This window comes from Streptomyces hokutonensis (assembly GCF_042751305.1).
In the GTDB taxonomy this organism is placed as follows: Bacteria; Actinomycetota; Actinomycetes; order Streptomycetales; family Streptomycetaceae; genus Streptomyces; species Streptomyces hokutonensis_A.
In genome coordinates, this window is sequence record NZ_JBHYWD010000036.1 from 1 (window position 1) to 23,272 (window position 23,272).

The 23,272-nt window shown below is 71.0% G+C and carries 21 protein-coding genes; 17 read left to right on the forward strand and 4 right to left on the reverse strand.

From position 1 onward, the window contains the following. Positions 1-59: 59 nt before the first annotated feature. Complete coding sequence (bldD, locus tag ACFXC1_RS47890; RefSeq protein ID WP_019059743.1) at positions 60-560, reverse strand: transcriptional regulator BldD; 501 nt, start codon at positions 558-560, stop codon at positions 60-62. A gap of 253 nt (positions 561-813) precedes the next feature. Between bldD and pyrR the strand changes: the two genes are divergently transcribed. The 13 genes from pyrR (at position 814) to metK (ending at position 14,999) form a co-directional block, all read left to right on the forward strand. Then, positions 814-1,377 (forward strand): bifunctional pyr operon transcriptional regulator/uracil phosphoribosyltransferase PyrR, encoded by a 564-nt coding sequence (gene pyrR, locus ACFXC1_RS47895; protein WP_381255814.1) that lies wholly within the window; start codon positions 814-816, stop codon positions 1,375-1,377. Positions 1,378-1,462: 85 nt separating this feature from the next. Continuing rightward, complete coding sequence (locus tag ACFXC1_RS47900) at positions 1,463-2,440, forward strand: aspartate carbamoyltransferase catalytic subunit (protein WP_200685905.1); 978 nt, start codon at positions 1,463-1,465, stop codon at positions 2,438-2,440. A 5-nt stretch (positions 2,441-2,445) separates the two neighbouring features. After that, complete coding sequence (locus ACFXC1_RS47905; protein ID WP_381255817.1) at positions 2,446-3,732, forward strand: dihydroorotase; 1,287 nt, start codon at positions 2,446-2,448, stop codon at positions 3,730-3,732. After that, positions 3,729-4,295, forward strand: coding sequence for a PH-like domain-containing protein (locus tag ACFXC1_RS47910; RefSeq protein WP_381255820.1), 567 nt, complete (start codon positions 3,729-3,731; stop codon positions 4,293-4,295). Before ACFXC1_RS47905 ends, ACFXC1_RS47910 begins: the two co-directional genes overlap by 4 nt. Next, positions 4,292-5,434 (forward strand): glutamine-hydrolyzing carbamoyl-phosphate synthase small subunit, encoded by a 1,143-nt coding sequence (carA, locus tag ACFXC1_RS47915; RefSeq protein WP_381255823.1) that lies wholly within the window; start codon positions 4,292-4,294, stop codon positions 5,432-5,434. Before ACFXC1_RS47910 ends, carA begins: the two co-directional genes overlap by 4 nt. Further along, positions 5,427-8,735, forward strand: a complete 3,309-nt coding sequence (gene carB, locus ACFXC1_RS47920; protein ID WP_381255826.1) for a carbamoyl-phosphate synthase large subunit — start codon at positions 5,427-5,429, stop codon at positions 8,733-8,735. Before carA ends, carB begins: the two co-directional genes overlap by 8 nt. 52 nt (positions 8,736-8,787) lie before the next feature. Continuing rightward, complete coding sequence (locus ACFXC1_RS47925) at positions 8,788-9,897, forward strand: quinone-dependent dihydroorotate dehydrogenase (protein WP_381255829.1); 1,110 nt, start codon at positions 8,788-8,790, stop codon at positions 9,895-9,897. Continuing rightward, positions 9,894-10,739, forward strand: coding sequence for an orotidine-5'-phosphate decarboxylase (gene pyrF, locus ACFXC1_RS47930; protein WP_381255832.1), 846 nt, complete (start codon positions 9,894-9,896; stop codon positions 10,737-10,739). Before ACFXC1_RS47925 ends, pyrF begins: the two co-directional genes overlap by 4 nt. A 289-nt stretch (positions 10,740-11,028) precedes the next feature. Then, positions 11,029-11,352, forward strand: coding sequence for an integration host factor (locus ACFXC1_RS47935; RefSeq protein WP_019059734.1), 324 nt, complete (start codon positions 11,029-11,031; stop codon positions 11,350-11,352). A 37-nt stretch (positions 11,353-11,389) separates the two neighbouring features. Further along, a complete protein-coding gene (gene gmk / locus ACFXC1_RS47940) occupies positions 11,390-11,947 on the forward strand; it encodes a guanylate kinase (RefSeq protein WP_019066404.1) in 558 nt (185 codons plus the stop codon). Between the two features lie 40 nt (positions 11,948-11,987). After that, on the forward strand, positions 11,988-12,260 hold the full coding sequence (rpoZ, locus tag ACFXC1_RS47945) for a DNA-directed RNA polymerase subunit omega (RefSeq protein WP_019059732.1): 273 nt from the start codon (positions 11,988-11,990) through the stop codon (positions 12,258-12,260). A gap of 88 nt (positions 12,261-12,348) precedes the next feature. Further along, on the forward strand, positions 12,349-13,551 hold the full coding sequence (gene coaBC, locus ACFXC1_RS47950) for a bifunctional phosphopantothenoylcysteine decarboxylase/phosphopantothenate--cysteine ligase CoaBC (RefSeq protein WP_381255837.1): 1,203 nt from the start codon (positions 12,349-12,351) through the stop codon (positions 13,549-13,551). Positions 13,552-13,790: 239 nt separating this feature from the next. After that, on the forward strand, positions 13,791-14,999 hold the full coding sequence (metK, locus tag ACFXC1_RS47955; protein ID WP_200685940.1) for a methionine adenosyltransferase: 1,209 nt from the start codon (positions 13,791-13,793) through the stop codon (positions 14,997-14,999). A 72-nt stretch (positions 15,000-15,071) separates the two neighbouring features. On the opposite strand, the gene ACFXC1_RS47960 is transcribed toward metK, so the two are convergent. Continuing rightward, entirely contained in the window at positions 15,072-15,824 is a 753-nt protein-coding gene (locus ACFXC1_RS47960) for an ABC transporter permease (protein ID WP_381255840.1), read from the reverse strand. Further along, positions 15,814-16,728: an ABC transporter ATP-binding protein gene (locus tag ACFXC1_RS47965; RefSeq protein WP_381255843.1), complete on the reverse strand. Its 915-nt coding sequence runs from the start codon at positions 16,726-16,728 to the stop codon at positions 15,814-15,816. The genes ACFXC1_RS47960 and ACFXC1_RS47965 overlap by 11 nt, the downstream gene beginning before the upstream one ends. 98 nt (positions 16,729-16,826) lie before the next feature. Here ACFXC1_RS47965 and ACFXC1_RS47970 point away from each other — a divergent pair, with 98 nt between their 5' ends. Both ACFXC1_RS47970 and ACFXC1_RS47975 read left to right on the forward strand, forming a co-directional pair. Beyond that, on the forward strand, positions 16,827-17,327 hold the full coding sequence (locus ACFXC1_RS47970; RefSeq protein WP_381255846.1) for a TetR/AcrR family transcriptional regulator: 501 nt from the start codon (positions 16,827-16,829) through the stop codon (positions 17,325-17,327). An 84-nt stretch (positions 17,328-17,411) separates the two neighbouring features. Then, positions 17,412-19,559, forward strand: a complete 2,148-nt coding sequence (locus ACFXC1_RS47975; RefSeq protein WP_381255848.1) for a primosomal protein N' — start codon at positions 17,412-17,414, stop codon at positions 19,557-19,559. Between the two features lie 199 nt (positions 19,560-19,758). On the opposite strand, the gene ACFXC1_RS47980 is transcribed toward ACFXC1_RS47975, so the two are convergent. After that, positions 19,759-20,310: a hypothetical protein gene (locus ACFXC1_RS47980; protein ID WP_381255851.1), complete on the reverse strand. Its 552-nt coding sequence runs from the start codon at positions 20,308-20,310 to the stop codon at positions 19,759-19,761. 255 nt (positions 20,311-20,565) lie between these two features. On the opposite strand from ACFXC1_RS47980, the gene fmt reads away from it, so the two are divergent. Further along, on the forward strand, positions 20,566-21,507 hold the full coding sequence (gene fmt / locus ACFXC1_RS47985) for a methionyl-tRNA formyltransferase (protein ID WP_381255853.1): 942 nt from the start codon (positions 20,566-20,568) through the stop codon (positions 21,505-21,507). A 75-nt stretch (positions 21,508-21,582) separates the two neighbouring features. Then, positions 21,583-23,001 carry an RsmB/NOP family class I SAM-dependent RNA methyltransferase gene (locus tag ACFXC1_RS47990; RefSeq protein ID WP_381255856.1) on the forward strand — a complete coding sequence of 473 codons (1,419 nt, stop codon included), beginning with the start codon at positions 21,583-21,585 and terminating at the stop codon, positions 22,999-23,001. Positions 23,002-23,272 lie beyond the last annotated feature (271 nt).

The following is a 23,272-nucleotide window of genomic DNA, read 5'->3' on the forward strand; positions in this document are numbered from 1 at the left end:
CACGACGGTCGAAGGAACGGCCACCCCGGCGGCACGTTTCTGCTGAGACGGGGAGCGGCTCAGTTCTCCTCGTGGGAGACCGCGCGACGCGCGTCCGCGTCCAGCACGCCCCAGCTGATCAGCTGCTCGGTGAGGACCGAGGGCGACTGGTCGTAGATGACGGCGAGTGTGCGCAGGTCGTCCTGGCGGATCGAGAGCACCTTGCCGTTGTAGTCACCGCGCTGGGACTGGATCGTCGCCGCGTACCGCTGCAGGGGGCCGGCCTTCTCGGCGGGCACGTGGGCCAGCCGCTCCAGGTCGAGCACCAGCTTCGGCGGCGGCTCGGCGGCCCCGCCCGGCGTGGTGCCCGGCAGCAGCTCCTGCACCGGAACCCCGTAGAAGTCCGCCAGCTCGGCGAGGCGCTGCACGGTGACGGCACGGTCGCCGCGCTCGTACGACCCGACCACGACCGCCTTCCAGCGTCCCTGGGACTTCTCCTCGACACCGTGGAGGGAAAGGCCCTGCTGGGTGCGGATGGCCCGGAGCTTGGCCCCGAGCTGTTTGGCGTATTCGCTGGACATATAGCTCCCCGGACACTGTGTCGACGCGGCAACAGTGTTTCCGCGCCGCGCGGCTGGTAACTCACTGTGAGGTTACGCAGCGTTACACTTCCGCGTCAAGCCGAATGGTCCGCACCGGCACTTCCGTGGTAGCGGTGGCCGATTACTCCATAGGGGTGATCAGGGATGTCGCCCCGGCCTGCTACCGTGGATGGCGCAAATCCGACGTCCTTTAAGGTCCGTCCCGTGAGGCGGAGAAGGAGGTCCGTTTCTTATGGACACCCAGCAGTACGAGTCCGATGCGCGGCCGGTCCTCGAGGCCCCCGACATCGCGCGGGTCCTGACCCGCATCGCCCACGAGATCGTCGAGCGCGCCAAGGGCGCCGACGACGTGGTGCTCCTCGGCATCCCGACCCGGGGCGTCTTCCTCGCCCAGCGGCTCGCCGTCAAGCTCGACGAGATCACCGACCGCAAGATCCCGGTCGGCTCCCTCGACATCACGATGTACCGCGACGACCTGCGCATGCACCCGCCGCGCGCGCTGGCCCGCACCGACATCCCCGGTGACGGCATCGACGGCCGTCTCGTCGTCCTCGTCGACGACGTGCTCTTCTCCGGCCGCACCATCCGCGCCGCCCTGGACGCCCTGAACGACATCGGGCGCCCCCGCGCGGTGCAGCTCGCGGTCCTGGTCGACAGAGGCCACCGCGAACTGCCCATCCGCGCCGACTACGTCGGCAAGAACCTCCCCACGTCGCTGCGGGAGACGGTCAAGGTCCAGCTCGCCGAGGAGGACGGTCGCGACACCGTGCTGCTCGGCGCCAAGCAGACCCCGTAGCGGGCCGCAGGGCGTACGCCGGTTCGGCGTGCCCCGTCTGCCCGGAATCTCCCTCTTTCGCGAACTGCCTTACGGAGCCTGACAGATGCAGCGTCATCTCATCTCGGCCGCCGACCTCTCCCGCGACGACGCCGTCCTGATCCTCGACACCGCCGAGGAGATGGCCCGGGTCGCCGACCGGCCGATCAAGAAACTGCCGACCCTGCGCGGCCGTACCGTCGTCAACCTCTTCTTCGAGGACTCCACGCGCACGCGCATCTCCTTCGAAGCCGCCGAGAAGCGCCTCTCCGCCGACGTCATCAACTTCACCGCCAAGGGGTCGAGCGTCTCCAAGGGCGAGTCCCTGAAGGACACCGCGCAGACCCTCGAGGCCATGGGTGTCGACGCGGTCGTCATCCGGCACGGCGCCTCCGGGGCGCCTTACCGGCTCGCCACCTCGGGGTGGATCGACGCGGCCGTCATCAACGCCGGCGACGGCACCCATCAGCACCCGACGCAGGCCCTGCTCGACGCGTTCACCATGCGCCGCCGGCTCGTCGGCCGGGACGCCGGGCTCGGGCAGGACCTGGCCGGCAAGCGGATCACCCTCGTCGGCGACATCCTGCACAGCCGCGTGGCCCGCTCGAACGTCGACCTGCTGCACACCCTCGGCGCCGAGGTCACCCTCGTCGCCCCGCCCACCCTGGTGCCGGTCGGCGTCGAGGCCTGGCCCTGCGAGGTGTCGTACGACCTCGACAGCACGCTCTCCAAGTCTGACGCGGTGATGCTGCTGCGCGTGCAGCGCGAGCGCATGAACGCCGCGTTCTTCCCGACCGAGCGCGAGTACTCGCGGCGCTACGGCCTCGACGGCGACCGCATGGCGAAGATGCCCGAGCACGCGATCGTGATGCACCCCGGGCCGATGGTCCGGGGTATGGAGATCACCGCCGAGGTGGCCGACTCGGACCGCTGCACCGTCGTCGAGCAGGTCGCAAACGGAGTCTCCATCCGGATGGCCGTGCTCTATCTGCTGCTGGGCGGCAACGAACCCGCCGTCAGCCACGCCCGCATCGAGGAGAAGTAAGTCACATGAGCAAGATCCTGATCCGTGGTGCGAAGATCCTCGGCGGCGAGCCGCAGGACGTGCTGATCGACGGGGACACGATCTCCGAGGTGGGCGTCGGTCTGAGCGCCGACGGCGCCGAGGTCGTCGAGGCGGAAGGGAAGGTCCTCCTCCCCGGTCTTGTCGACCTGCACACCCACCTCCGCGAGCCCGGCCGTGAGGACTCCGAGACCGTCCTGACCGGCACGCGGGCCGCCGCCAGCGGTGGCTATACGGCCGTCTTCGCCATGGCCAACACATTCCCCGTGGCCGACACCGCCGGTGTCGTCGAGCAGGTCTACCGGCTCGGCCAGGAGCACGGGTACTGCGATGTGCAGCCCATCGGTGCCGTCACCGTCGGCCTGGAGGGCAAGAAGCTCGCCGAGCTGGGCGCCATGCACGAGTCGGCCGCCGGGGTCACCGTCTTCTCCGACGACGGCAAGTGCGTCGACGACGCGGTGATCATGCGCCGCGCCCTCGAGTACGTGAAGGCCTTCGGGGGAGTCGTCGCCCAGCACGCGCAGGAGCCCCGCCTCACCGAGGGCGCCCAGATGAACGAGGGTGTCGTCTCCGCCGAACTCGGGCTCGGGGGCTGGCCGGCGGTGGCCGAAGAATCGATCATCGCCCGGGATGTCCTGCTCGCCGAGCACGTCGGCTCCCGCGTCCACATCTGCCACCTGTCGACCGCCGGGTCCGTCGAGATCGTCCGCTGGGCCAAGTCCCGGGGCATCGACGTGACCGCCGAGGTCACCCCGCACCACCTCCTCCTCACGGATGAGCTGGTGCGCTCCTACAACCCGGTCTACAAGGTCAACCCGCCACTCCGTACCGAGCGCGATGTCCTCGCCCTGCGCGAGGCGCTCGCCGACGGCACGATCGACATCGTCGCCACCGACCACGCCCCGCACCCGCACGAGGACAAGGACTGCGAGTGGGCCGCCGCCGCCATGGGGATGGTCGGCCTGGAGACCGCGTTGTCAGTGGTGCAGGAGACCATGGTGGACACCGGGCTCCTCACCTGGGCCGGGGTCGCCGAGCGCATGTCCGCCAAGCCCGCCGAGATCGGGCGGGCGGTGGGGCACGGCCGTCCCGTCTCGGCTGGTGAGCCCGCCAACCTCACGCTCGTCGACACGGAATACCGTGGGTCGGTGGACCCCGCGGGCTTCGCTTCGCGCAGTCGCAACACCCCGTACGAGGGGCGTGAGCTGCCGGGCCGTGTGACGCACACCTGGCTCCGGGGCAAGGCCACGCTCGTCGACGGGAAGCTCACGTGACACCACTGCAACTGACCCACCTCGCGGCCGGGGAGAAGTCCGCCCCGGTGACCGACTGGGCGGCCCGTATCGGCTGGCTCGTGGGCCTCGCCCTGTTCATCGCGCTCGTCTACTGGCTGATGCGCGAGGGCTGGAAGTGGCGCGGCACGCTCCAGGGCGACCTGCCCGAGCTGCCCACGTCGCCGGAAGAGCCCGGCGAGGTGAAACTGACGATGAGCGGCCGATACCACGGCTCCACCACCGCCGGGCAGTGGCTCGACCGCATCGTGGCGCACGGCCTGGGCACCCGCAGCCGGGTCGAGCTGACCCTGACGGAGGCCGGCCTGGATGTCGTACGACCGGGAGCCACCGACTTCTTCATCCCGGCCGGCGCGCTGCGCGAGGCCCTGCTCGGCAAGGGCATCGCCGGGAAGGTGCTCAGCGAGGGCGGTCTGCTGGTCGTGACGTGGGAGCACGGGGACCGGCTGATCGACTCCGGGTTCCGGTCCGACACGGCGGCCGAGCACGCCGAGTGGGTCGAGACCTTGAACAGCATGATCAACAAGACGGAAGGCGCACGATGACCACCTCCACCAGGGGAGCCGCCAAGGTTCCCGCCGTACTCGTCCTGGAGGACGGCCGGATCTTCCGCGGCCGTGCCTACGGGTCCGTGGGGGTGACCTTCGGCGAGGCCGTGTTCTCCACCGGCATGACCGGCTACCAGGAGACCCTGACCGACCCGTCGTACCACCGCCAGGTCGTCGTGATGACCGCCCCGCACGTCGGCAACACCGGCGTCAACGACGAAGACCCGGAGTCGTCCCGCATCTGGGTGGCCGGCTACGTGGTGCGCGACCCCGCGCGCGTGCCGTCCAACTGGCGCTCCCGCCGCTCGCTGGACGAGGAGCTGCGCAACCAGGGTGTCGTCGGGATCTCCGGCATCGACACGCGCGCGTTGACCCGCCATCTGCGCGAGCGCGGCGCCATGCGCGTCGGCATCTTCTCCGGCAACGCGCTGCCCGACGACGGCACCATGCTGGCCGAGGTGCGCCAGGCACCCGAGATGACGGGCGCGGACCTCTCCGCGGAGGTCGCCACCAAGGAGACCTATGTCGTCCCCGCGATCGGCGAGAAGAAATACACCGTCGCCGCCGTCGATCTCGGCATCAAGGGCATGACCCCGCACCGCATGGCCGAGCGCGGCATCGAGGTGCACGTGCTGCCCGCGACGGCGACCGTCGAGGACGTCTACGCCGTCCAGCCCGACGGCGTGTTCTTCTCCAACGGCCCGGGCGACCCGGCCACCGCCGACCACCCGGTCTCGGTCATGCAGGCCGTCCTGGAGCGCGGCACCCCGCTCTTCGGCATCTGCTTCGGCAACCAGATCCTCGGCCGCGCGCTCGGCTTCGGCACCTACAAGCTGAAGTACGGCCACCGGGGCATCAACCAGCCCGTGCAGGACCGTATGACGGGCAAGGTCGAGGTCACCGCGCACAACCACGGCTTCGCCGTCGACGCGCCTCTCGACCAGGTCTCCGAGACCCCGTACGGCCGCGCCGAGGTCTCCCACGTCTGCCTGAACGACCAGGTCGTCGAGGGGCTGCGGCTGCTCGACCGGCCGGCCTTCAGCGTCCAGTACCACCCGGAAGCGGCAGCGGGCCCGCACGACGCCGCCTACCTGTTCGACCGCTTCGTATCCCTGATGGAGGGCCAGCGTGCCTAAGCGCTCCGATATCCAGTCCGTCCTGGTCATCGGCTCCGGCCCGATCGTCATCGGCCAGGCCGCCGAGTTCGACTACTCCGGCACCCAGGCCTGCCGCATCCTGCGCGCCGAGGGCCTCCGCGTCATCCTGGTCAACTCCAACCCGGCGACGATCATGACCGACCCGGAGATCGCCGACGCCACCTACGTCGAGCCGATCACCCCGGACTTCGTAGAGAAGATCATCGCCAAGGAGCGCCCGGACGCCCTGCTGCCCACCCTGGGCGGCCAGACGGCGCTCAACACCGCCATCTCGCTGCACGAGGCGGGCACCCTGGAGAAGTACGGCGTCGAGCTGATCGGCGCCAACGTCGAGGCCATCAACAAGGGCGAGGACCGCGACCTCTTCAAGGGCGTCGTCGAGGCCGTCCGCCAGAAGATCGGGTACGGCGAGTCCGCCCGCTCGGTGATCTGCCACTCCATGGACGACGTCATCCAGGGTGTGGAGACGCTCGGCGGCTACCCGGTCGTCGTCCGCCCCTCCTTCACCATGGGCGGCGCGGGCTCCGGCTTCGCGCACGACGAGGAGGAACTGCGCCGCATCGCCGGCCAGGGCCTCACCCTGTCTCCCACCACCGAGGTCCTCCTGGAGGAGTCCATCCTCGGCTGGAAGGAGTACGAGCTGGAGCTGATGCGCGACAAGAACGACAACGTCGTGGTCGTCTGCTCCATCGAGAACTTCGACCCCATGGGCGTGCACACCGGTGACTCGATCACCGTCGCCCCGGCGATGACGCTGACCGACCGCGAGTACCAGGTGCTGCGGGACGTGGGGATCGCGATCATCCGCGAGGTGGGCGTCGACACCGGCGGTTGCAACATCCAGTTCGCGATCGACCCGGTCGACGGCCGCGTCATCGTCATCGAGATGAACCCGCGCGTGTCCCGTTCCTCGGCACTGGCCTCCAAGGCGACCGGCTTCCCGATCGCCAAGATCGCCGCCAAGCTGGCCGTCGGCTACACCCTGGACGAGATCCCGAACGACATCACGCGCGAGACCCCGGCCTCCTTCGAGCCGACCCTCGACTACGTGGTCGTCAAGGCGCCCCGTTTCGCCTTCGAGAAGTTCCCGCAGGCCGACTCCACGCTGACCACGACGATGAAGTCGGTCGGCGAGGCCATGGCCATCGGCCGCAACTTCACCGAGGCCTTCCAGAAGGCACTGCGCTCCCTGGAGAAGAAGGGCAGCCAGTTCACCTTCGTCGGCGAGCCCGGCGACAAGACGCAGCTCCTCGAAGAGGCGGTACGGCCCACCGACGGCCGGATCAACACCGTCATGCAGGCCATCCGCGCGGGCGCCACCCAGGAGGAGGTCTTCGACTACACGAAGATCGACCCCTGGTTCGTCGACCAGCTCTTCCTGATCAAGGAGATCGCGGACGAGCTGGCCGCCGCCGACAAGCTCGACCCCGAGCTGCTCGCCGAGGCCAAGCGGCACGGCTTCTCCGACCAGCAGATCGGCGAGATCCGCAGTCTGCGCGAGGACGTCGTCCGCGAGGTGCGGCACGCGCTGGGCATCCGCCCGGTCTACAAGACGGTCGACACCTGCGCCGCCGAGTTCGCCGCGAAGACGCCGTACTTCTACTCGTCCTACGACGAGGAGAGCGAGGTCGCCCCGCGCGAGAAGCCCGCGGTCATCATCCTGGGGTCGGGTCCCAACCGCATCGGCCAGGGCATCGAGTTCGACTACTCCTGTGTCCACGCCTCCTTCGCGCTCAGCGACGCGGGCTACGAGACCGTGATGGTCAACTGCAACCCCGAGACCGTCTCCACGGACTACGACACCTCCGACCGCCTGTACTTCGAGCCGCTCACGCTGGAAGACGTGCTGGAGATCGTCCACGCGGAGTCCCTGGCCGGTCCGATCGCCGGTGTCATCGTGCAGCTCGGCGGCCAGACCCCGCTGGGCCTGGCGCAGGCCCTCAAGGACAACGGCGTCCCGGTCGTCGGCACGTCCCCCGAGGCGATCCACGCCGCCGAGGACCGCGGCGCCTTCGGCCAGGTCCTCGCGGAGGCGGGCCTCCCGGCCCCCAAGCACGGCACCGCGACCACCTTCGTGGGCGCCAAGGCGATCGCCGACGAGATCGGTTACCCGGTCCTCGTCCGCCCGTCGTACGTCCTCGGCGGACGTGGCATGGAGATCGTCTACGACGAGACCCGCCTGGAGTCGTACATCGCCGAGTCGACCGAGATCAGCCCCTCGCGGCCGGTCCTGGTCGACCGCTTCCTCGACGACGCGATCGAGATCGACGTCGACGCGCTCTACGACGGCCACGAGCTCTACCTCGGCGGTGTCATGGAGCACATCGAGGAGGCCGGCATCCACTCCGGCGACTCGGCCTGCGCCCTGCCCCCGATCACCCTGGGCGGCTTCGACATCAAGCGCCTGCGGGCATCAACCGAAGCCATCGCCAAGGGTGTTGGAGTACGCGGACTGATCAACATCCAGTTCGCGATGGCCGGCGACATCCTCTACGTCCTGGAGGCCAACCCGCGCGCGTCCCGTACGGTCCCCTTCACCTCGAAGGCGACCGCGGTGCCGCTCGCGAAGGCCGCCGCCCGCATCTCGCTCGGCGCGACCGTCGCCGAACTCCGCGCCGAGGGGCTGCTCCCGGCCCACGGCGACGGCGGCGAACTCCCGCTGGACGCGCCGATCTCCGTCAAGGAGGCCGTCATGCCGTGGTCGCGCTTCCGCGACATCCACGGGCGGGGCGTCGACACCGTCCTCGGCCCGGAGATGCGCTCCACCGGCGAGGTCATGGGCATCGACTCCGTCTTCGGCACGGCGTACGCCAAGTCCCAGGCGGGCGCCTACGGCCCGCTGCCCACCAAGGGCCGCGCGTTCATCTCGGTCGCCAACCGCGACAAGCGCTCGATGATCTTCCCGGCGCGCGAACTGGTCGCCCACGGCTTCGAGCTGCTCGCCACCTCCGGCACCGCCGAGGTCCTCAGGCGCAACGGCCTGAACGCCACGGTCGTCCGCAAGCAGTCCGAGGGCGTCGGCCCGAACGGCGAGAAGACCATCGTCCAGCTCATCCACGACGGCGAGGTCGACCTCATCGTCAACACCCCGTACGGCACCGGCGGCCGCCTCGACGGCTACGAGATCCGTACGGCGGCCGTGGCCCGGTCGGTCCCGTGCCTGACGACGGTCCAGGCGCTCGCCGCCGCCGTCCAGGGCATCGACGCCCTCAACCACGGTGACGTGGGCGTGCGTTCACTCCAGGAACACGCGCAGCACCTGACCGCGGCCCGCGACTAGCAGCCTTGAGGGGGACACCGGAAGGTGTCCCCCTCTTCGTGAGGACACTCAGATGTACAAGCTTTTCTTCCGTCTGGTTTTCAAACGGATGGACCCGGAGCAGGCCCACCACCTCGCCTTCCGCTGGATCCGGCTCGCCGTCCGCATCCCCGTACTGCGCACCTTCGTGGCCGCCGCCCTCGCGCCCCGGTTCGAGGAACTGCGCACGGAGGCGTTCGGGCTGCGGATGCACGGCCCGTTCGGGCTCGCGGCCGGCTTCGACAAGAACGCGGTCGCCATCGACGGCATGTCGATGCTCGGCTTCGACCACGTCGAGATCGGCACGGTCACGGGTGAGCCGCAGCCCGGCAACCCCAAGAAGCGGCTGTTCCGCCTCGTGCCGGACCGCGCGCTCATCAACCGCATGGGCTTCAACAACGAGGGCTCCGCGGCCGTGGCGGCCCGGCTGGCGGCCCGTGAGGCGGTCTTCCGGACCGTCGTGGGCGTCAACATCGGCAAGACCAAGGTCGTACCCGAGGAGGAGGCCGTCGGCGACTACGTGAAGTCGACCGAGCGACTCGCCCGGCACGCCGACTACCTCGTCGTCAACGTCTCGTCGCCCAACACGCCCGGGCTGCGCAACCTCCAGGCGACCGAGGCGCTGCGCCCGCTGCTCACCGCCGTCCGCGAGGCCGCCGACCGCGCGGTGACCGACCACCGTGTCCCGCTGCTGGTGAAGATCGCCCCCGACCTCGCGGACGAGGACGTCGACGCGGTCGCCGACCTCGCCGTGGAACTCGGCCTGGACGGCATCATCGCCACGAACACGACCATCGCGCGCGAGGGCCTCGGTTTGAAATCCGAACCCTCTCTCGTCAAGGAGACCGGCGGACTCTCCGGAGCACCGCTGAAGGCTCGCTCCCTGGAGGTACTGCGCCGCCTCTACGCGCGCGTGGGCGACCGCATCACCCTCGTGGGCGTCGGCGGCATCGAGAACGCCGAGGACGCCTGGCAGCGCATCCTCGCCGGTGCCACGCTCGTGCAGGGCTACAGCGCCTTCATCTACGAAGGGCCCTTCTGGGGCCGAGCCATCCACAAGGGCCTCGCCGCACGCCTGCGCACGAGCCCGTACGCCACCCTCGCCGACGCGGTCGGCGCCGACGTAAGGAAACAGCCGGTATGAGCCCCCTCGAACCCTTCGGCGCACGTCTCCGCACGGCCATGGACGAGCGCGGCCCGCTCTGCGTCGGCATCGACCCGCATGCCTCGCTGCTCGCCGACTGGGGCCTGAACGACGACATCGCAGGCCTGGAGCGGTTCAGCCGCACGGTCGTCGAGGCGCTCGCCGACCGGGTCGCCGTCCTCAAGCCGCAGAGCGCGTTCTTCGAGCGCTTCGGCTCGCGCGGGATCGCCGTCCTGGAGAAGTCCGTCGAGGAGGCGCGGGCGGCCGGCGCGCTGGTCGTGATGGACGCCAAGCGCGGCGACATCGGCTCGACCATGGCCGCCTACGCCGAGTCCTTCCTCCGCAAGGACTCCCCGCTGTTCTCCGACGCGCTGACCGTCTCGCCGTATCTCGGCTACGGCTCGCTCGCCCCGGCGATCGAGCTGGCCCGTGAGAGTGGTGCCGGGCTCTTCGTGCTCGCGCTGACCTCCAACCCGGAGGGCGGCGAGGTGCAGCACGCGGTCCGCGCGGACGGCCGGAACGTCGGAGCGACCATGCTCGCCCACCTGGCCGCCGAGAACGCGGGGCAGGAGCCGCTGGGTTCCTTCGGGGCCGTCGTCGGCGCCACCCTGGGCGACCTGTCGTCGTACGACCTCGCCGTCAACGGTCCGATTCTCGCGCCCGGGATCGGGGCCCAGGGGGCGACTCCGGCCGATCTTCCCGGGGTTTTCGGGACGGTGCTGCGCAATGTCGTCCCGAACGTGAGCCGGGGTGTTCTACGTCACGGTCCCGACGCGGGAGCGCTTCGAGCGGCCTCGGATCGCTTCGCGGAGGAGATCCGCGTCGCCTTTGCGACCGTCTGAGGTGTTCGAACGGGTCGATCGAGTCCTCCGATGAGTGGTTCGACGACCGGCTCCGGAGTGACTTGAGTCTGAATACATCCTCAAATCCGGGGCGTTATGTCGGAAATGTCCGGCCTGGCGCAGGCTGACCAGGACTTTTCCTCTGTTCTCGCTGACTCTGGCGCCCCTGGCCGCTAGTCTCCGAGCAGAGTCAACGGGCAAGCGTGTTGCTCGTAGCTCCCCAGGTGTGGGGCGACTAGGTTCCTCACCGGTCCGTATCCGACAGTTCGACATCCGAGGTGACGTAGGCGTGGCTCTTCCGCCCCTTACCCCTGAACAGCGCGCAGCCGCGCTCGAAAAGGCCGCCGCGGCTCGCCGGGAGCGGGCCGAGGTCAAGAATCGACTCAAGCACTCCGGCGCCTCCCTGCATGACGTCATCAAGCAGGGCCAGGAGAACGACGTCATCGGCAAGATGAAGGTCTCCGCGCTGCTTGAGTCCCTGCCCGGCGTGGGCAAGGTCCGCGCCAAGCAGATCATGGAGCGACTCGGCATCTCCGAGAGCCGCCGAGTACGTGGCCTCGGCTCCAACCAGATCGCCTCCCTGGAGCGTGAGTTCGGCAGCACCGGCTCTTGAGTCCCGGGCACCCCGGGATTGCTGGAATAATCGCTGCATGAGTGAACGTCCGCGGCTGACCGTGCTCTCCGGCCCCTCAGGGGTCGGCAAGAGCACGGTCGTCGCCCATATGCGCAAGGAACACCCCGAGGTCTGGCTCTCGGTGTCGGCGACGACCCGCAAGCCCCGCCCCGGCGAGAAGCACGGGGTCCACTACTTCTTCGTCAGCGACGAGGAGATGGACAAGCTGATCGCCAACGGCGAACTGCTGGAGTGGGCCGAGTTCGCCGGCAACCGCTACGGCACTCCGCGGACGGCCGTGCTGGAGCACCTGGAGTCCGGTGTGCCGGTGCTGCTGGAGATCGATCTCCAGGGTGCCCGGCAGGTCCGCGAGTCCATGTCCGAGGCCCACTCGGTGTTCCTGGCTCCCCCCTCCTGGGAGGAGCTGGTGCGCAGGCTCACCGGGCGGGGCACCGAGCCGCCCGAGGTGATCGAGCGCCGCCTGGACGCGGCGAAGGTCGAACTGGCGGCGGAGCCCGAGTTCGACGCGACCCTGGTCAACACCTCCGTCGAGGACGTAGCGCGCGAGCTGCTAGCCTTGATGGAAGTTGTGTGATCGTTTTTCCGATCTCATCCCATCTTTCGGAAGGCAGAGCGTGTCCTCTTCCATCACCGCTCCCGAGGGCATCATCAACCCTCCGATCGACGAGCTCCTCGAGGCCACCGACTCGAAGTACAGCCTCGTGATCTACGCCGCCAAGCGCGCCCGTCAGATCAACGCGTACTACTCGCAGCTCGGCGAGGGCCTGCTGGAGTACGTCGGTCCGCTCGTCGACACCCACGTCCACGAGAAGCCGCTCTCCATCGCCCTGCGCGAGATCAACGCGGGTCTGCTGACCTCCGAGGCCGTCGAGGGCCCCGCGACCTGAGCAACAGAGCTTTGTCCACAGGCCCGGCAGCGACTGCCGGGCCTGTGGTGTGTCATGGATACGTACGTTTCCGAACTCGGGGAGAGACGTGGACAAGCCGAAGGTCGTTCTGGGAGTCAGTGGTGGCATCGCCGCGTACAAGGCGTGCGAGCTGCTGCGCAGACTGACGGAGTCGGGCCATGACGTCCGCGTCGTCCCCACCGCGTCCGCCCTGCACTTCATCGGCGCCGCCACCTGGTCCGCGCTCTCCGGGCACCCCGTCTCGACCGAGGTGTGGGACGACGTCCACGAGGTCCCGCACGTGCGCATCGGCCAGAGCGCCGACCTGGTGGTCGTGGCCCCCGCCACGGCGGACATGCTGGCGAAGGCGGCCCACGGCCTCGCCGACGACCTCCTCACCAACACCCTCCTCACCGCCCGCTGTCCCGTCGTCTTCGCGCCCGCGATGCACACGGAGATGTGGGAACACCCGGCCACCCAGGAGAACGTGGCGACACTGCGCCGCCGCGGCGCCGTGGTGATCGAACCGGCGGTCGGCAGACTCACAGGTGTCGACACGGGCAAGGGCCGGCTGCCCGACCCCGCCGAGATCTTCGAGGTCTGCCGCCGGGTGCTCGCGCGGGGCGTCACCGAACCCGACCTCAAGGGCCGGCACGTCGTCGTCAGCGCCGGCGGCACCCGCGAGCCCCTCGACCCGGTCCGCTTCCTCGGCAACCGTTCCTCCGGCAAGCAGGGTTACGCCCTCGCGCGCACCGCCGCCGCCCGGGGCGCCCGGGTCACCCTGCTCGCGGCGAACACGGGACTGCCGGACCCGGCGGGCGTCGACGTCGTCCAGGTCGGGACCGCCGTACAGCTGCGGGAAGCGGTGCTGAAGGCCGCCGCGGACGCGGACGCCGTCGTCATGGCCGCGGCGGTCGCGGACTTCCGCCCGGCCGAGTACGCGACCGGGAAGATCAAGAAGAAGGACGACAAGGACCCCGAGCCCGTCGTCCTGGTGCGGAATCCGGACATCCTCGCGGAGATCTCCGCCGACCGGGCCCGCCCCGGACAGGTGGTCGTCGGATTCGCCGCCGAGACGGACGACGTCCTCGCCAACGGCCGTACGAAACTGGCGCGCAAGGGCTGCGATTTGCTGGTGGTGAACGAGGTGGGGGAGCGCAAGACCTTCGGTTCCGAGGAGAACGAGGCGGTCGTGCTGGGTGCCGACGGCAGCGAGACCGCGGTGCCCTACGGACCGAAGGAAGCCCTGGCCGAGACCGTGTGGGACCTGGTCGCACAGCGTCTTGCCTGAATTGTTTCAGCCGTCTGACAGTTCGCTGAAACCTGACATTCGCGCGTGGCGGCTCTGGCCAACGGCACTCGGCATTCGGCAAAATGCGCGTGCCGCAGGTCACAGCGCTTCCCGAGAGACGAGACAGGGGGACCGTCTGTCGACCGCGACCGATAAACTGTTCTCGGACGACGTCGGGCGCAGCTCCCGTCCCGTCCGCCAATGATCAGCCAGCAGCCGCTGCAACCTCAGGGAGCGTTGTGTCCCGTCGTCTTTTCACCTCGGAGTCCGTGACCGAAGGTCACCCCGACAAGATCGCTGACCAGATCAGCGACACCATTCTCGATGCGCTTCTGCGGGAGGACCCGACCTCCCGGGTCGCCGTCGAGACGCTGATCACGACCGGCCTGGTGCACGTGGCCGGCGAGGTCACCACCAAGACCTACGCGCCCATCGCGCAGCTCGTCCGCGACAAGATCCTGGAGATCGGCTACGACTCCTCCAAGAAGGGCTTCGACGGCGCCTCCTGCGGCGTCTCGGTGTCCATCGGCGCGCAGTCCCCGGACATCGCGCAGGGTGTCGACACGGCGTACGAGAACCGTGTCGAGGGCGACGACGACGAGCTCGACAAGCAGGGCGCCGGCGACCAGGGCCTGATGTTCGGCTACGCGACGGACGAGACGCCGACGCTGATGCCGCTCCCGATCTTCCTGGCGCACCGCCTCGCCAAGCGCCTCTCCGAGGTCCGCAAGAACGGGACCATCCCGTACCTGCGCCCCGACGGCAAGACCCAGGTCACCATCGAGTACGACGGCGACAAGGCCGTCCGCCTCGACACGGTCGTCGTCTCCTCGCAGCACGCTTCCGACATCGACCTGGAGTCGCTGCTCGCCCCCGACATCCGCGAGTTCGTGGTCGAGGCCGAGCTGAAGGCACTCGTCGAGGACGGCATCAAGCTCGACACCGACGGCTACCGCCTGCTCGTGAACCCCACCGGCCGCTTCGAGATCGGCGGCCCGATGGGCGACGCCGGCCTCACCGGCCGCAAGATCATCATCGACACGTACGGCGGCATGGCCCGCCACGGCGGCGGCGCCTTCTCCGGCAAGGACCCGTCCAAGGTCGACCGTTCCGCCGCGTACGCCATGCGCTGGGTCGCGAAGAACGTCGTGGCCGCGGGCCTCGCCTCGCGCTGCGAGGTCCAGGTCGCGTACGCGATCGGCAAGGCCGAGCCGGTGGGCCTCTTCGTCGAGACCTTCGGCACCGCCAAGGTCGACACCGACCGCATCGAGAAGGCGATCGACGAGGTCTTCGACCTCCGCCCGGCCGCCATCATCCGCGACCTCGACCTGCTCCGCCCGATCTACGCCCAGACCGCGGCGTACGGCCACTTCGGCCGCGAGATCCCCGACTTCACGTGGGAGCGCACGGACCGCGTGGACGCGCTGCGGAAGGCGGCGGGGCTGTAGCCCTGCGATTGCCGTCGCGAGGCCCGGTTTTCCTTTGGGGGAGCCGGGCCTCGGCGTTTTCCGGCGACGGGGTCAGCGGCGGGTCCCGCGGGCGGCCACCAGGACTGCCGCCGCTGTGATGGCCGCGATCACCGCCGTCGCGTGTGCGTACGCCCGGGGGTCGCCGGTGACGGCTGCCTGGAAGCCGTGCAGGGCCCAGTAGCCCGGGGTGGCGGGGGCCACCGTGGAGACCCAGTGGGGGAGGACGGTGAGAGGGACCAGGCAGCCACTGAGGCAGGTGATGGTGAGGGCGCCGATGTCGGAGGCGGCGGCCAACTGGCCCTGGCTGCGGGCGTGGACGCCGAGCGCGAGGCCGCAGGAGGTGACGCAGGCCGCCCACAGGAGGGCCAGGAGCGGCAGGCGCCAGGTGCCGTCCGCGAGAGGGAAGCCGAAGGTCGCGGTCGCGAAGAGGAAGAGCGCGGCCTGCTGGGTCAGGAACAGCGCCATCAGTGGCAGGGCCTTGCCGGTCAGGATTGTCGTGGGGGTCGCCGGGCCCGAGCGCAGGCGGTCCCAGGTGTGCCAGGTGCGTTCGGAGAGCAGGAGTTGGCCGGCCACGTCCAGGGCGAGCAGGGTGAACATCACCGCGATGCCGGGAGCGGCCTGGACGACGCCGGGTACGGCGGGGGCGGCCAGGCGGTCGTAGACCGGGTGGAGCACGCTCAGGAGGACCAGGGACATGACGGTGTAGGCGATCGGGGTTCCCGGGTCCCGGACGAGTAGGACGAGGGTATGGCGGGTCATGGCCCAGGTGCGGCGGGCCGTGGTCGGGGCGGGCTCAGGCCGCATGGTGGGTCTCCGTGGGCCGCCGGTCGGCGGCCAGGCTTCGGTAGAGGTCGTCGAGGGAGGGTTCGCGGACCGTCGCCGAGCGGACCCGGGTGGTGTCGGGGCCCAGGTCCCGGAGGAGCCGGGCCAGGGCCCGGGCCGGGTCCACGGTGCTGAAACGCAGTTCCCCAGGGGCAGTTGACGTCTGGGTGAGGTGTTCGGGCACGTGGCCGGTGAACGTCACGGTGACCTCGCCGGGCAGGCCGTCCACGAGGTCGGCGCGGTCGCCGCGGGCGATCACCCGGCCGGCCGCGGCCACCGCGAGCGTGGCGCCCAGCTGCTCCAACTCCGGTAGGTAGTGCGTGGTGTAGCAGATCGCGGCGCCTTCGTCGGCGCGGGTTCTGACGAGTCGTAGCAGCGCTTCGCGGGTGGTGGGGTCGGCGCCGACCGTGGGTTCGTCGAGCAGCAGCACGCGGGGGCGGGGCAGCAGCACCGTGGCCGCCTGGGCGCGGCGCTGCTGGCCGCCGGAGAGCGTGGCGATGGGCCGGTCGAGTACGCCGGTGAGGGCCAACTCCTCAGCTACGGCGGCCAGTTCGGTGCGCAGTTGGGTCCGGCGCAGGCCGGCCAGGCCGCCGAAGAGACGGAGGTTCTGGCGCAGGGTGGCGGTGGGGTAGAGGGCCAGTTCCTGGGGTGCCAAGCCGATCAGGGTGCGTGCGGAACGTGAGGCCGCGGCGAGATCTGCTCCCGCTACGAGGACCGAGCCCGCGTCGGGCCGCTCCAGGCCGGCGACGATGCGGGCGAAGGTCGTCTTGCCCGCGCCGTTGTGGCCGATCAGGCCGCAGATCTCGCCGGGCTCGATCCGCAGGTCGAAGCCGTCCAGGGCCTGGACGGGGCCCCACCGTTTGCGCAGGCCGCTGACGGTCAGCATGGCCGCTCCCTCGATATATACAACGTATACGTATACCGTGTATACGTAGCTTCGAGGGAGGATGTCAAGTGACGCCACGGCGGATCAGTCGTGATCAAGTGCTCGACGTGACATGGGAGTTGGCGACCCGGAAAGGGCTGCCGGCCGTCACCATGCGGGCTGTCGCGCAGGAGCTTGATGTGAACCCGATGACGCTCTACCGGCACGTCGGCGACAAGCAGGGACTCCTCGACGGCCTCGTGGAGCGACTGCTGCTGGAGATCGAGGTGCCCCGTCCCGGACTCGACTGGCGCGAGCAACTGCGCCTGCTCGCCCACAGCATGCGGGCCACCGCCCGCCGCCACCCCGACCTGTTCCTGCTCCTCTTCCAGCGGCCGGCCGTGACCCCGGAGGCCGTCGGGCCGCGCAACGCGGTCTACGGTGCCCTGCGCACCGCCGGTCTCCAGGAGGAGCGGATTCCGCGGGCCGAGCGGCTGCTGTCCACGTTCATGCTCGGGTTCGCCGCCTCGGAGGCGGGCGGACGGTTCCGGGACGGCGACCCGGACGAGGACATGGCCTACGCGGAACGGCTTGTCGTGCGGCTTCTCACTGAGGTCTAGTACGGCTTCTCACCGAGTTCTGGAAGACCGGGCGTCGACGGCGGTCGTCGGCCGTTGTCAGTCCCGTTTGGTAAGAATGCAGGCGTGAGCAGCGCGGACGGGGAACGGGACGGCGGGGCGGAGGGTGCGCCGCCTGAGCAGCTTGCGTTGATTCGGGAGAGTGTGCGGCAGGCGAAGGGGCCGAGGGCGAAGCCGCGGACGTGGCGGGGGGCCGCGCTGGCGGGGGAGTTGCCGGTCGCGCGGGTGCTGGTCGACAAGGGGGTGCTGCATCTCGACCGGTACTTCGACTACGCCGTGCCCGCGGAGCTCGACGCCGACGCGCAGCCCGGGGTGCGGGTGCGGGTGCGGTTCGGGGCCGGGCGGCATCGGGTGCGGGACGGGCGGCGTGAGGGCGGGGGGCTGATCGACGGGTTTCTCGTCGAGCGGCTGGCCGAGTCCGATTACTCCGGGCCGCTTGCCGCGCTGGCGCAGGTCGTGTCGCCCGAGCCGGTGCTGAGTGCGGAACTGCTGGGGCTGGCTCGGGCCGTTGCCGACCGGTATGCCGGGAGTCTCGCCGATGTGCTGCAGCTGGCCGTGCCGCCGCGCAGCGCGCGGGCCGAGCAGAAGCCGTCGCCCGCGCCCTTGCCGCCGCCGGGGGTGCCCGAGGCGGGGTCCTGGGGGCGGTACGAGCGGGGGGCCGGGTTTCTGGAGGCGCTGGCGGCGGGGGGTGCGCCGCGTGCTGTGTGGAACGCGTTGCCGGGGCCCGAGTGGAGCGAGGAGATCGCGCGGGCCGTCGCCGCGACGCTCGCCTCCGGGCGGGGGGCGCTCGTCGTCGTACCGGACGGGCGGGCCGCCGGGCGGGTCGACGCCGCGTTGACGGCTTTGCTGGGTGAGGGGCGGCATGCGCTGCTCACCGCCGATGCCGGGCCCGAGAAGCGGTATCGGCAGTGGCTGGCTGTGCGGCGGGGGTCCGTGCGGGCGGTTGTCGGGACGCGGGCCGCGATGTTCGCGCCGGTTCAGGACCTGGGGCTGGTCGTGATCTGGGACGACGGGGACGACAGCCACAGCGAGCTGCACGCGCCGCAGCCGCATGCGCGGGAGGTGCTGCTGCTGCGCGCCGCGCTGGACAAGTGCGGGTTCCTGCTGGGGAGTTGGAGCTGCACGGTGGAGGCGGCGCAGCTGGTGGAGAGCGGGTGGGCGCGGCCGTTGGTCGCGTCGCGGGAGCAGGTGCGGGTGGCCGCTCCGCTCGTACGGACCGTGGGGGACGGGGACCTCGCGCGGGACGAGGCCGCTCGGGCCGCCCGGTTGCCGACGCTGGCCTGGCAGGCGGTTCGGGAGGGGTTGAAGCACGGGCCCGTGCTGGTGCAGGTGCCCCGGCGGGGGTATGTGCCGCGGATGGCGTGCGCGCAGTGCCGGGCCGCGGCGCGCTGTCGGCACTGTGCCGGGCCGTTGGAGGGGCAGGACGCGGGTGTGCTGCGGTGCGGGTGGTGCGGGGTGGAGGAGAACTCCTGGCACTGTCCCGAGTGCGGGGGGTTCCGGTTGCGGGCCCAGGTCGTGGGGGCGCGGCGGACGGCGGAGGAGTTGGGGCGGGCGTTTCCCTCGGTGCCGGTGCGGACGTCCGGGCGGGAGCAGGTGCTCGACACCGTGCCGGGGACTCCCGCGCTGGTCGTGAGTACGCCGGGGGCCGAGCCGGTTGCCGATGGGGGGTATGCGGCGGCGTTGCTGCTGGACGGCTGGGCGATGCTCGGGCGGCCCGATCTGCGGGCCGGGGAGGATGCGTTGCGGCGGTGGATCGCGGCGGGTTCGCTGGTGCGGCCGCAGGGGGTTGGGGGGACCGTGGTTGTCGTGGCTGAACCGACTCTGCGGCCGGTGCAGGCGCTGGTGCGGTGGGATCCCGTGGGGCATGCGGTGCGGGAGCTGGCCGAGCGGGCGGAGCTGGGGTTTCCGCCGGTGTCCAGGATGGCTGCGGTGGCCGGGGCGGGGGAGGCTGTGGCGGAGTTTCTTGCGGCTGTTGAACTGCCGCCGGATGCCGAGGTGTTGGGGCCGGTGCCGGTGCCGGTCGCGTTGGCCGGGGGGCCTCGGCGGGTGGGGGGACCGGCTGTGGGGGAGCGGTGGGAGCGGGCGTTGATTCGGGTGCGGCCGGGGAGTGGGGGGGCGTTGGCTGCCGCGCTGAAGGGGGCGCAGGCTGCTCGGATGGCGCGGGGTGGGGGGGATGTGGTGCGGGTGCGTGTGGATCCGCCGGATATCGGGTGAGGGGCCTCGGCCTTCGGCCTCGGATTCTTCTCCCACCCACGCACCGCCCGTTTACGGTCGGTTGAGAGGCTGGGGTCTCCTGCGGGGGTTCTCGCCGTTGACGGCCGGCCGGCCGTGCGTCCGGTCGTCCCTGCGCCCGGCATACAGCTGCCTCCCGGCCTGAGTCCGGGAGGCAGACGAGGTGCGTTGGGGGAGGGGCTCAGCCGTTGCGCGGGCCCGGGAAGGCTGTGGGCCTGGCCTCGTCGCGGAGGGTGGGGCTGCCTGCTGTGGGCTGGGTCGGCATGGAGCGGGCGGCGGGGACCGTCGGGAGCGCGGGCATCGGGGGGAGACCCGTGTTCACCGAGACCGGGCGGGCCGTCGCCGCCTCGGTCGTGCGTTCGGCGTCGGCCGCCGCCTGGGTCGCGGCGCGGCGGGCGCCGTAGCGGCGGTGTACCGCCTGCTTGGTGACTCCGAGGGCCGAGCCCACCGCGTCCCACGAGAAACCGAGCGAGCGGTCGAAGTCCACGGCGGCCGTGACCAGGGTCTCGACACTGTCCCGCAGCTCCTGCGCGAGACGGACCGTCGGCGCGGGGGCGCGCCCGTAGACGACGAAGCCCGTGGACGGGCCGGAGCGGCGCGGGCGGTAGACGTTGCCCAGCTGGGCGGTGAGCGTGCGCAGTGCGTCCACCTGCCGGCGGACCCGCTCGATGTCCCGCACCAGCAAGTGCAGGCTGGCCCGAGCCTGGGCGTCGTGGGTTGCGTGGTCGGCCATGAACAAGCCTCTCGAACCGGCGTTGAAAAGGATCGGGCCGCGTGAATGCGGCCCATAGTGGTCAACTCTTTCTTGACCAACGCGTGTGCGCTCCGCTGGTCACGCAACGGGGGCGTAAGGGCATATGCGTACGCCCCCGGTGGACCGGTGTGCGCTGCGGGCGTCCGCGCGTCCTCCGACGTGGGCCCGTGGGCTCGCGCGCCATAGACTGGTGCGCTGCCCGCACACTCCCGCCCGAGAGGCCCGAACGCACCCATGAAGCTCGTCTTCGCCGGTACCCCCGAGGTCGCCGTTCCCGCACTGGACGCCCTGATCGCCTCCGGGCGGCACGAGGTGGCCGCCGTCGTCACGCGGCCCGACGCGCCGGCCGGGCGTGGGCGCAGGCTGGTGGCGAGCCCCGTCGCCGAGCGGGCCGCGGAGGCGGGCATCGAGGTGCTGAAGCCCGTCAAGCCACGCGACCCGGAGTTCCTGGAGCGGCTGCGGGAGATCGCGCCCGACTGCTGTCCCGTCGTCGCCTACGGCGCCCTGCTGCCCCGGGTCGCCCTCGACATCCCGGCCCACGGGTGGGTCAACCTGCACTTCTCGCTGCTGCCCGCCTGGCGCGGTGCCGCCCCCGTGCAGCACTCCATCATGTCCGGGGACGAGATCACCGGCGCCTCCACCTTCCTGATCGAGGAAGGGCTCGACTCCGGGCCCGTCTACGGCACCGTCACCGAGGAGATCCGCCCCACCGACACCAGCGGTGACCTGCTGACCCGGCTCGCGTTCGCCGGCTCGGGTCTGCTCGCGGCGACCATGGACGGCATCGAGGACGGCACCCTGAAGGCCGTACCGCAGCCGGGAGAAGGCATCACCCTCGCTCCGAAGATCAACGTCGAGGACGCGCAGGTGGAGTGGGCGGCTCCGGCGCTGCGGGTGGACCGGGTGGTGCGCGGGTGCACCCCGGCACCCGGCGCCTGGACCGGGTTCCGGGGGGAGCGGCTGAAGATCGTGCAGGCCGTGCCCGTGCCGGAGCGGACCGACCTCGCGCCCGGTGAACTCTCCGTCGGCAAGAACAACGTGTACGTGGGTACCGGGTCGTACGCCGTCGAGCTGCTGTGGGTGCAGGCGCAGGGCAAGAAGCCGATGCGGGCGGCGGACTGGGCGCGCGGGGCGCGGATCGGGGCGGGGGAGACGGTCGGGACACTCACCGGGTGACGTCCCGCGCGCGGTCCGGCCGGTGCGACGTAGGCTGGACGGACATCTCGGCCAGAAATCCGGAGCACCTTTTTCGTGAGTGAGCAGTCCCCGCGACCCCGTAAGCCCGGCAAGCCCTACCGCCGGCCGCAGAAGGACCCCGTCCGCATCCTCGCCTTCGAGGCGCTGAGGGCCGTCGACGAGCGGGACGCGTACGCCAACCTCGTGCTGCCGCCGCTGCTGCGGAAGGCGCGCGACAAGGGCGACTTCGACGCGCGGGACGCGGCGCTCGCCACCGAGCTGGTCTACGGGACGCTGCGGCGGCAGGGGACGTACGACGCGATCATCGCCTCGTGCGTCGACCGGCCGCTGCGGGAGGTCGACCCGCCGGTGCTGGACGTCCTCAGCCTCGGGGTGCACCAGCTGCTCGGGACGCGGATCCCGACCCACGCGGCCGTGTCCGCCTCCGTCGAACTCGCCCGGGTCGTTCTCGGCGACGGACGGGCCAAGTTCGTCAACGCCGTGCTGCGGAAGGTCGCGCAGGACGACTTCGACACCTGGGTCGAACGGGTCGCGCCGCCCTACGACGACGATCCCGAGGACAACCTCGCCATCGTGCACTCGCATCCGCGCTGGGTCGTCTCCGCGCTGTGGGACTCGCTCGGCGGCCCCCGTGCCGGGATCGAGGACCTGCTGGAGGCCGACAACGAGCGGCCCGAGGTGACCCTCGTGGCCCGGCCCGGCCGGTCCACCATCGACGAACTGCTGCGCGAGGAGGCCGCGCTGCCGGGGCGCTGGTCGCCGTACGCCGTGCGGCTCAGCGAGGGCGGCGAGCCCGGGGCCGTGGCGGCCGTGAAGGAGGGCCGGGCGGGGGTGCAGGACGAGGGCAGTCAGCTGGTCGCCCTCGCGCTGGCCAACGCGCCGCTCGACGGGCCGGACGAGAAGTGGCTCGACGGATGTGCGGGGCCCGGCGGCAAGGCCGCGCTGCTCGCCGCCGTGGCCGCCGAGCGCGGGGCGACGCTCCTCGCCTCCGAGAAGCAGCCGCACCGCGCGGGACTGGTGGCCAGGGCGCTCGCCGGGAACCCCGGGCCGTACCAGGTCATCGCCGCCGACGGGACCCGGCCGCCGTGGCGGCCCGACAGCTTCGACCGGGTCCTGATGGACGTGCCGTGCACCGGACTCGGCGCGCTGCGCCGCCGCCCCGAGGCCCGCTGGCGGCGCCGTCCCGAGGACCTCGACGGCTTCGCGCCCCTCCAGCGCGGGCTTCTGCGCACCGCGCTGGAATCCGTCCGCGTCGGCGGTGTCGTCGGCTACGCGACCTGCTCGCCGCACCTCGCCGAGACCCGCGCCGTCGTGGACGACCTGCTCAAGCAGTTCCCGCACACCGAACTGATCGACGCCCGCCCCCTCCTCCCCGGCGTTCCGGCCCTCGGCGACGGCCCCGACGTACAGCTGTGGCCGCATCTGCACGGGACCGACGCGATGTACCTGGCGCTGATCCGCAGGACCGGGTGACCTGCCGCTCTGTCGGTGCGTGGTGGGCGGAGACTCGACAACTCGCTGGGCGTGTCGTCCGTGCATGACGAAGGAGCCCTGCGGGATGCGGCGGCCCGGGGCCTCGTGACAGTGGCGGACTGCTGACTGTCAGTGGTGTGAGGTCAGGGAGTTGACGACGGCCGGGCTTCCGGCCGCTGCGCTGGTGCGGCACGCTGCTGTGTGCTCCGCGAATGACAGCGCGTTCGTCTGATCGGGCCGCCAGCCCGGCCTGTCCAGCCGCTGGCCCCGG

What these genes read in the sequence shown, in the direction of transcription:
- bldD (WP_019059743.1), bottom strand. Translation starts at nt 560, where the DNA reads ATGTCCAGCGAATACGCCAAACAGCTCGGGGCCAAGCTCCGGGCCATC.
- pyrR (WP_381255814.1), top strand. Translation starts at nt 814, where the DNA reads ATGGACACCCAGCAGTACGAGTCCGATGCGCGGCCGGTCCTCGAGGCC.
- ACFXC1_RS47900 (WP_200685905.1), top strand. Translation starts at nt 1,463, where the DNA reads ATGCAGCGTCATCTCATCTCGGCCGCCGACCTCTCCCGCGACGACGCC.
- ACFXC1_RS47905 (WP_381255817.1), top strand. Translation starts at nt 2,446, where the DNA reads ATGAGCAAGATCCTGATCCGTGGTGCGAAGATCCTCGGCGGCGAGCCG.
- carA (WP_381255823.1), top strand. Translation starts at nt 4,292, where the DNA reads ATGACCACCTCCACCAGGGGAGCCGCCAAGGTTCCCGCCGTACTCGTC.
- ACFXC1_RS47925 (WP_381255829.1), top strand. Translation starts at nt 8,788, where the DNA reads ATGTACAAGCTTTTCTTCCGTCTGGTTTTCAAACGGATGGACCCGGAG.
- pyrF (WP_381255832.1), top strand. Translation starts at nt 9,894, where the DNA reads ATGAGCCCCCTCGAACCCTTCGGCGCACGTCTCCGCACGGCCATGGAC.
- gmk (WP_019066404.1), top strand. Translation starts at nt 11,390, where the DNA reads ATGAGTGAACGTCCGCGGCTGACCGTGCTCTCCGGCCCCTCAGGGGTC.
- ACFXC1_RS47960 (WP_381255840.1), bottom strand. Translation starts at nt 15,824, where the DNA reads ATGCGGCCTGAGCCCGCCCCGACCACGGCCCGCCGCACCTGGGCCATG.
- ACFXC1_RS47965 (WP_381255843.1), bottom strand. Translation starts at nt 16,728, where the DNA reads ATGCTGACCGTCAGCGGCCTGCGCAAACGGTGGGGCCCCGTCCAGGCC.
- ACFXC1_RS47980 (WP_381255851.1), bottom strand. Translation starts at nt 20,310, where the DNA reads ATGGCCGACCACGCAACCCACGACGCCCAGGCTCGGGCCAGCCTGCAC.
- fmt (WP_381255853.1), top strand. Translation starts at nt 20,566, where the DNA reads ATGAAGCTCGTCTTCGCCGGTACCCCCGAGGTCGCCGTTCCCGCACTG.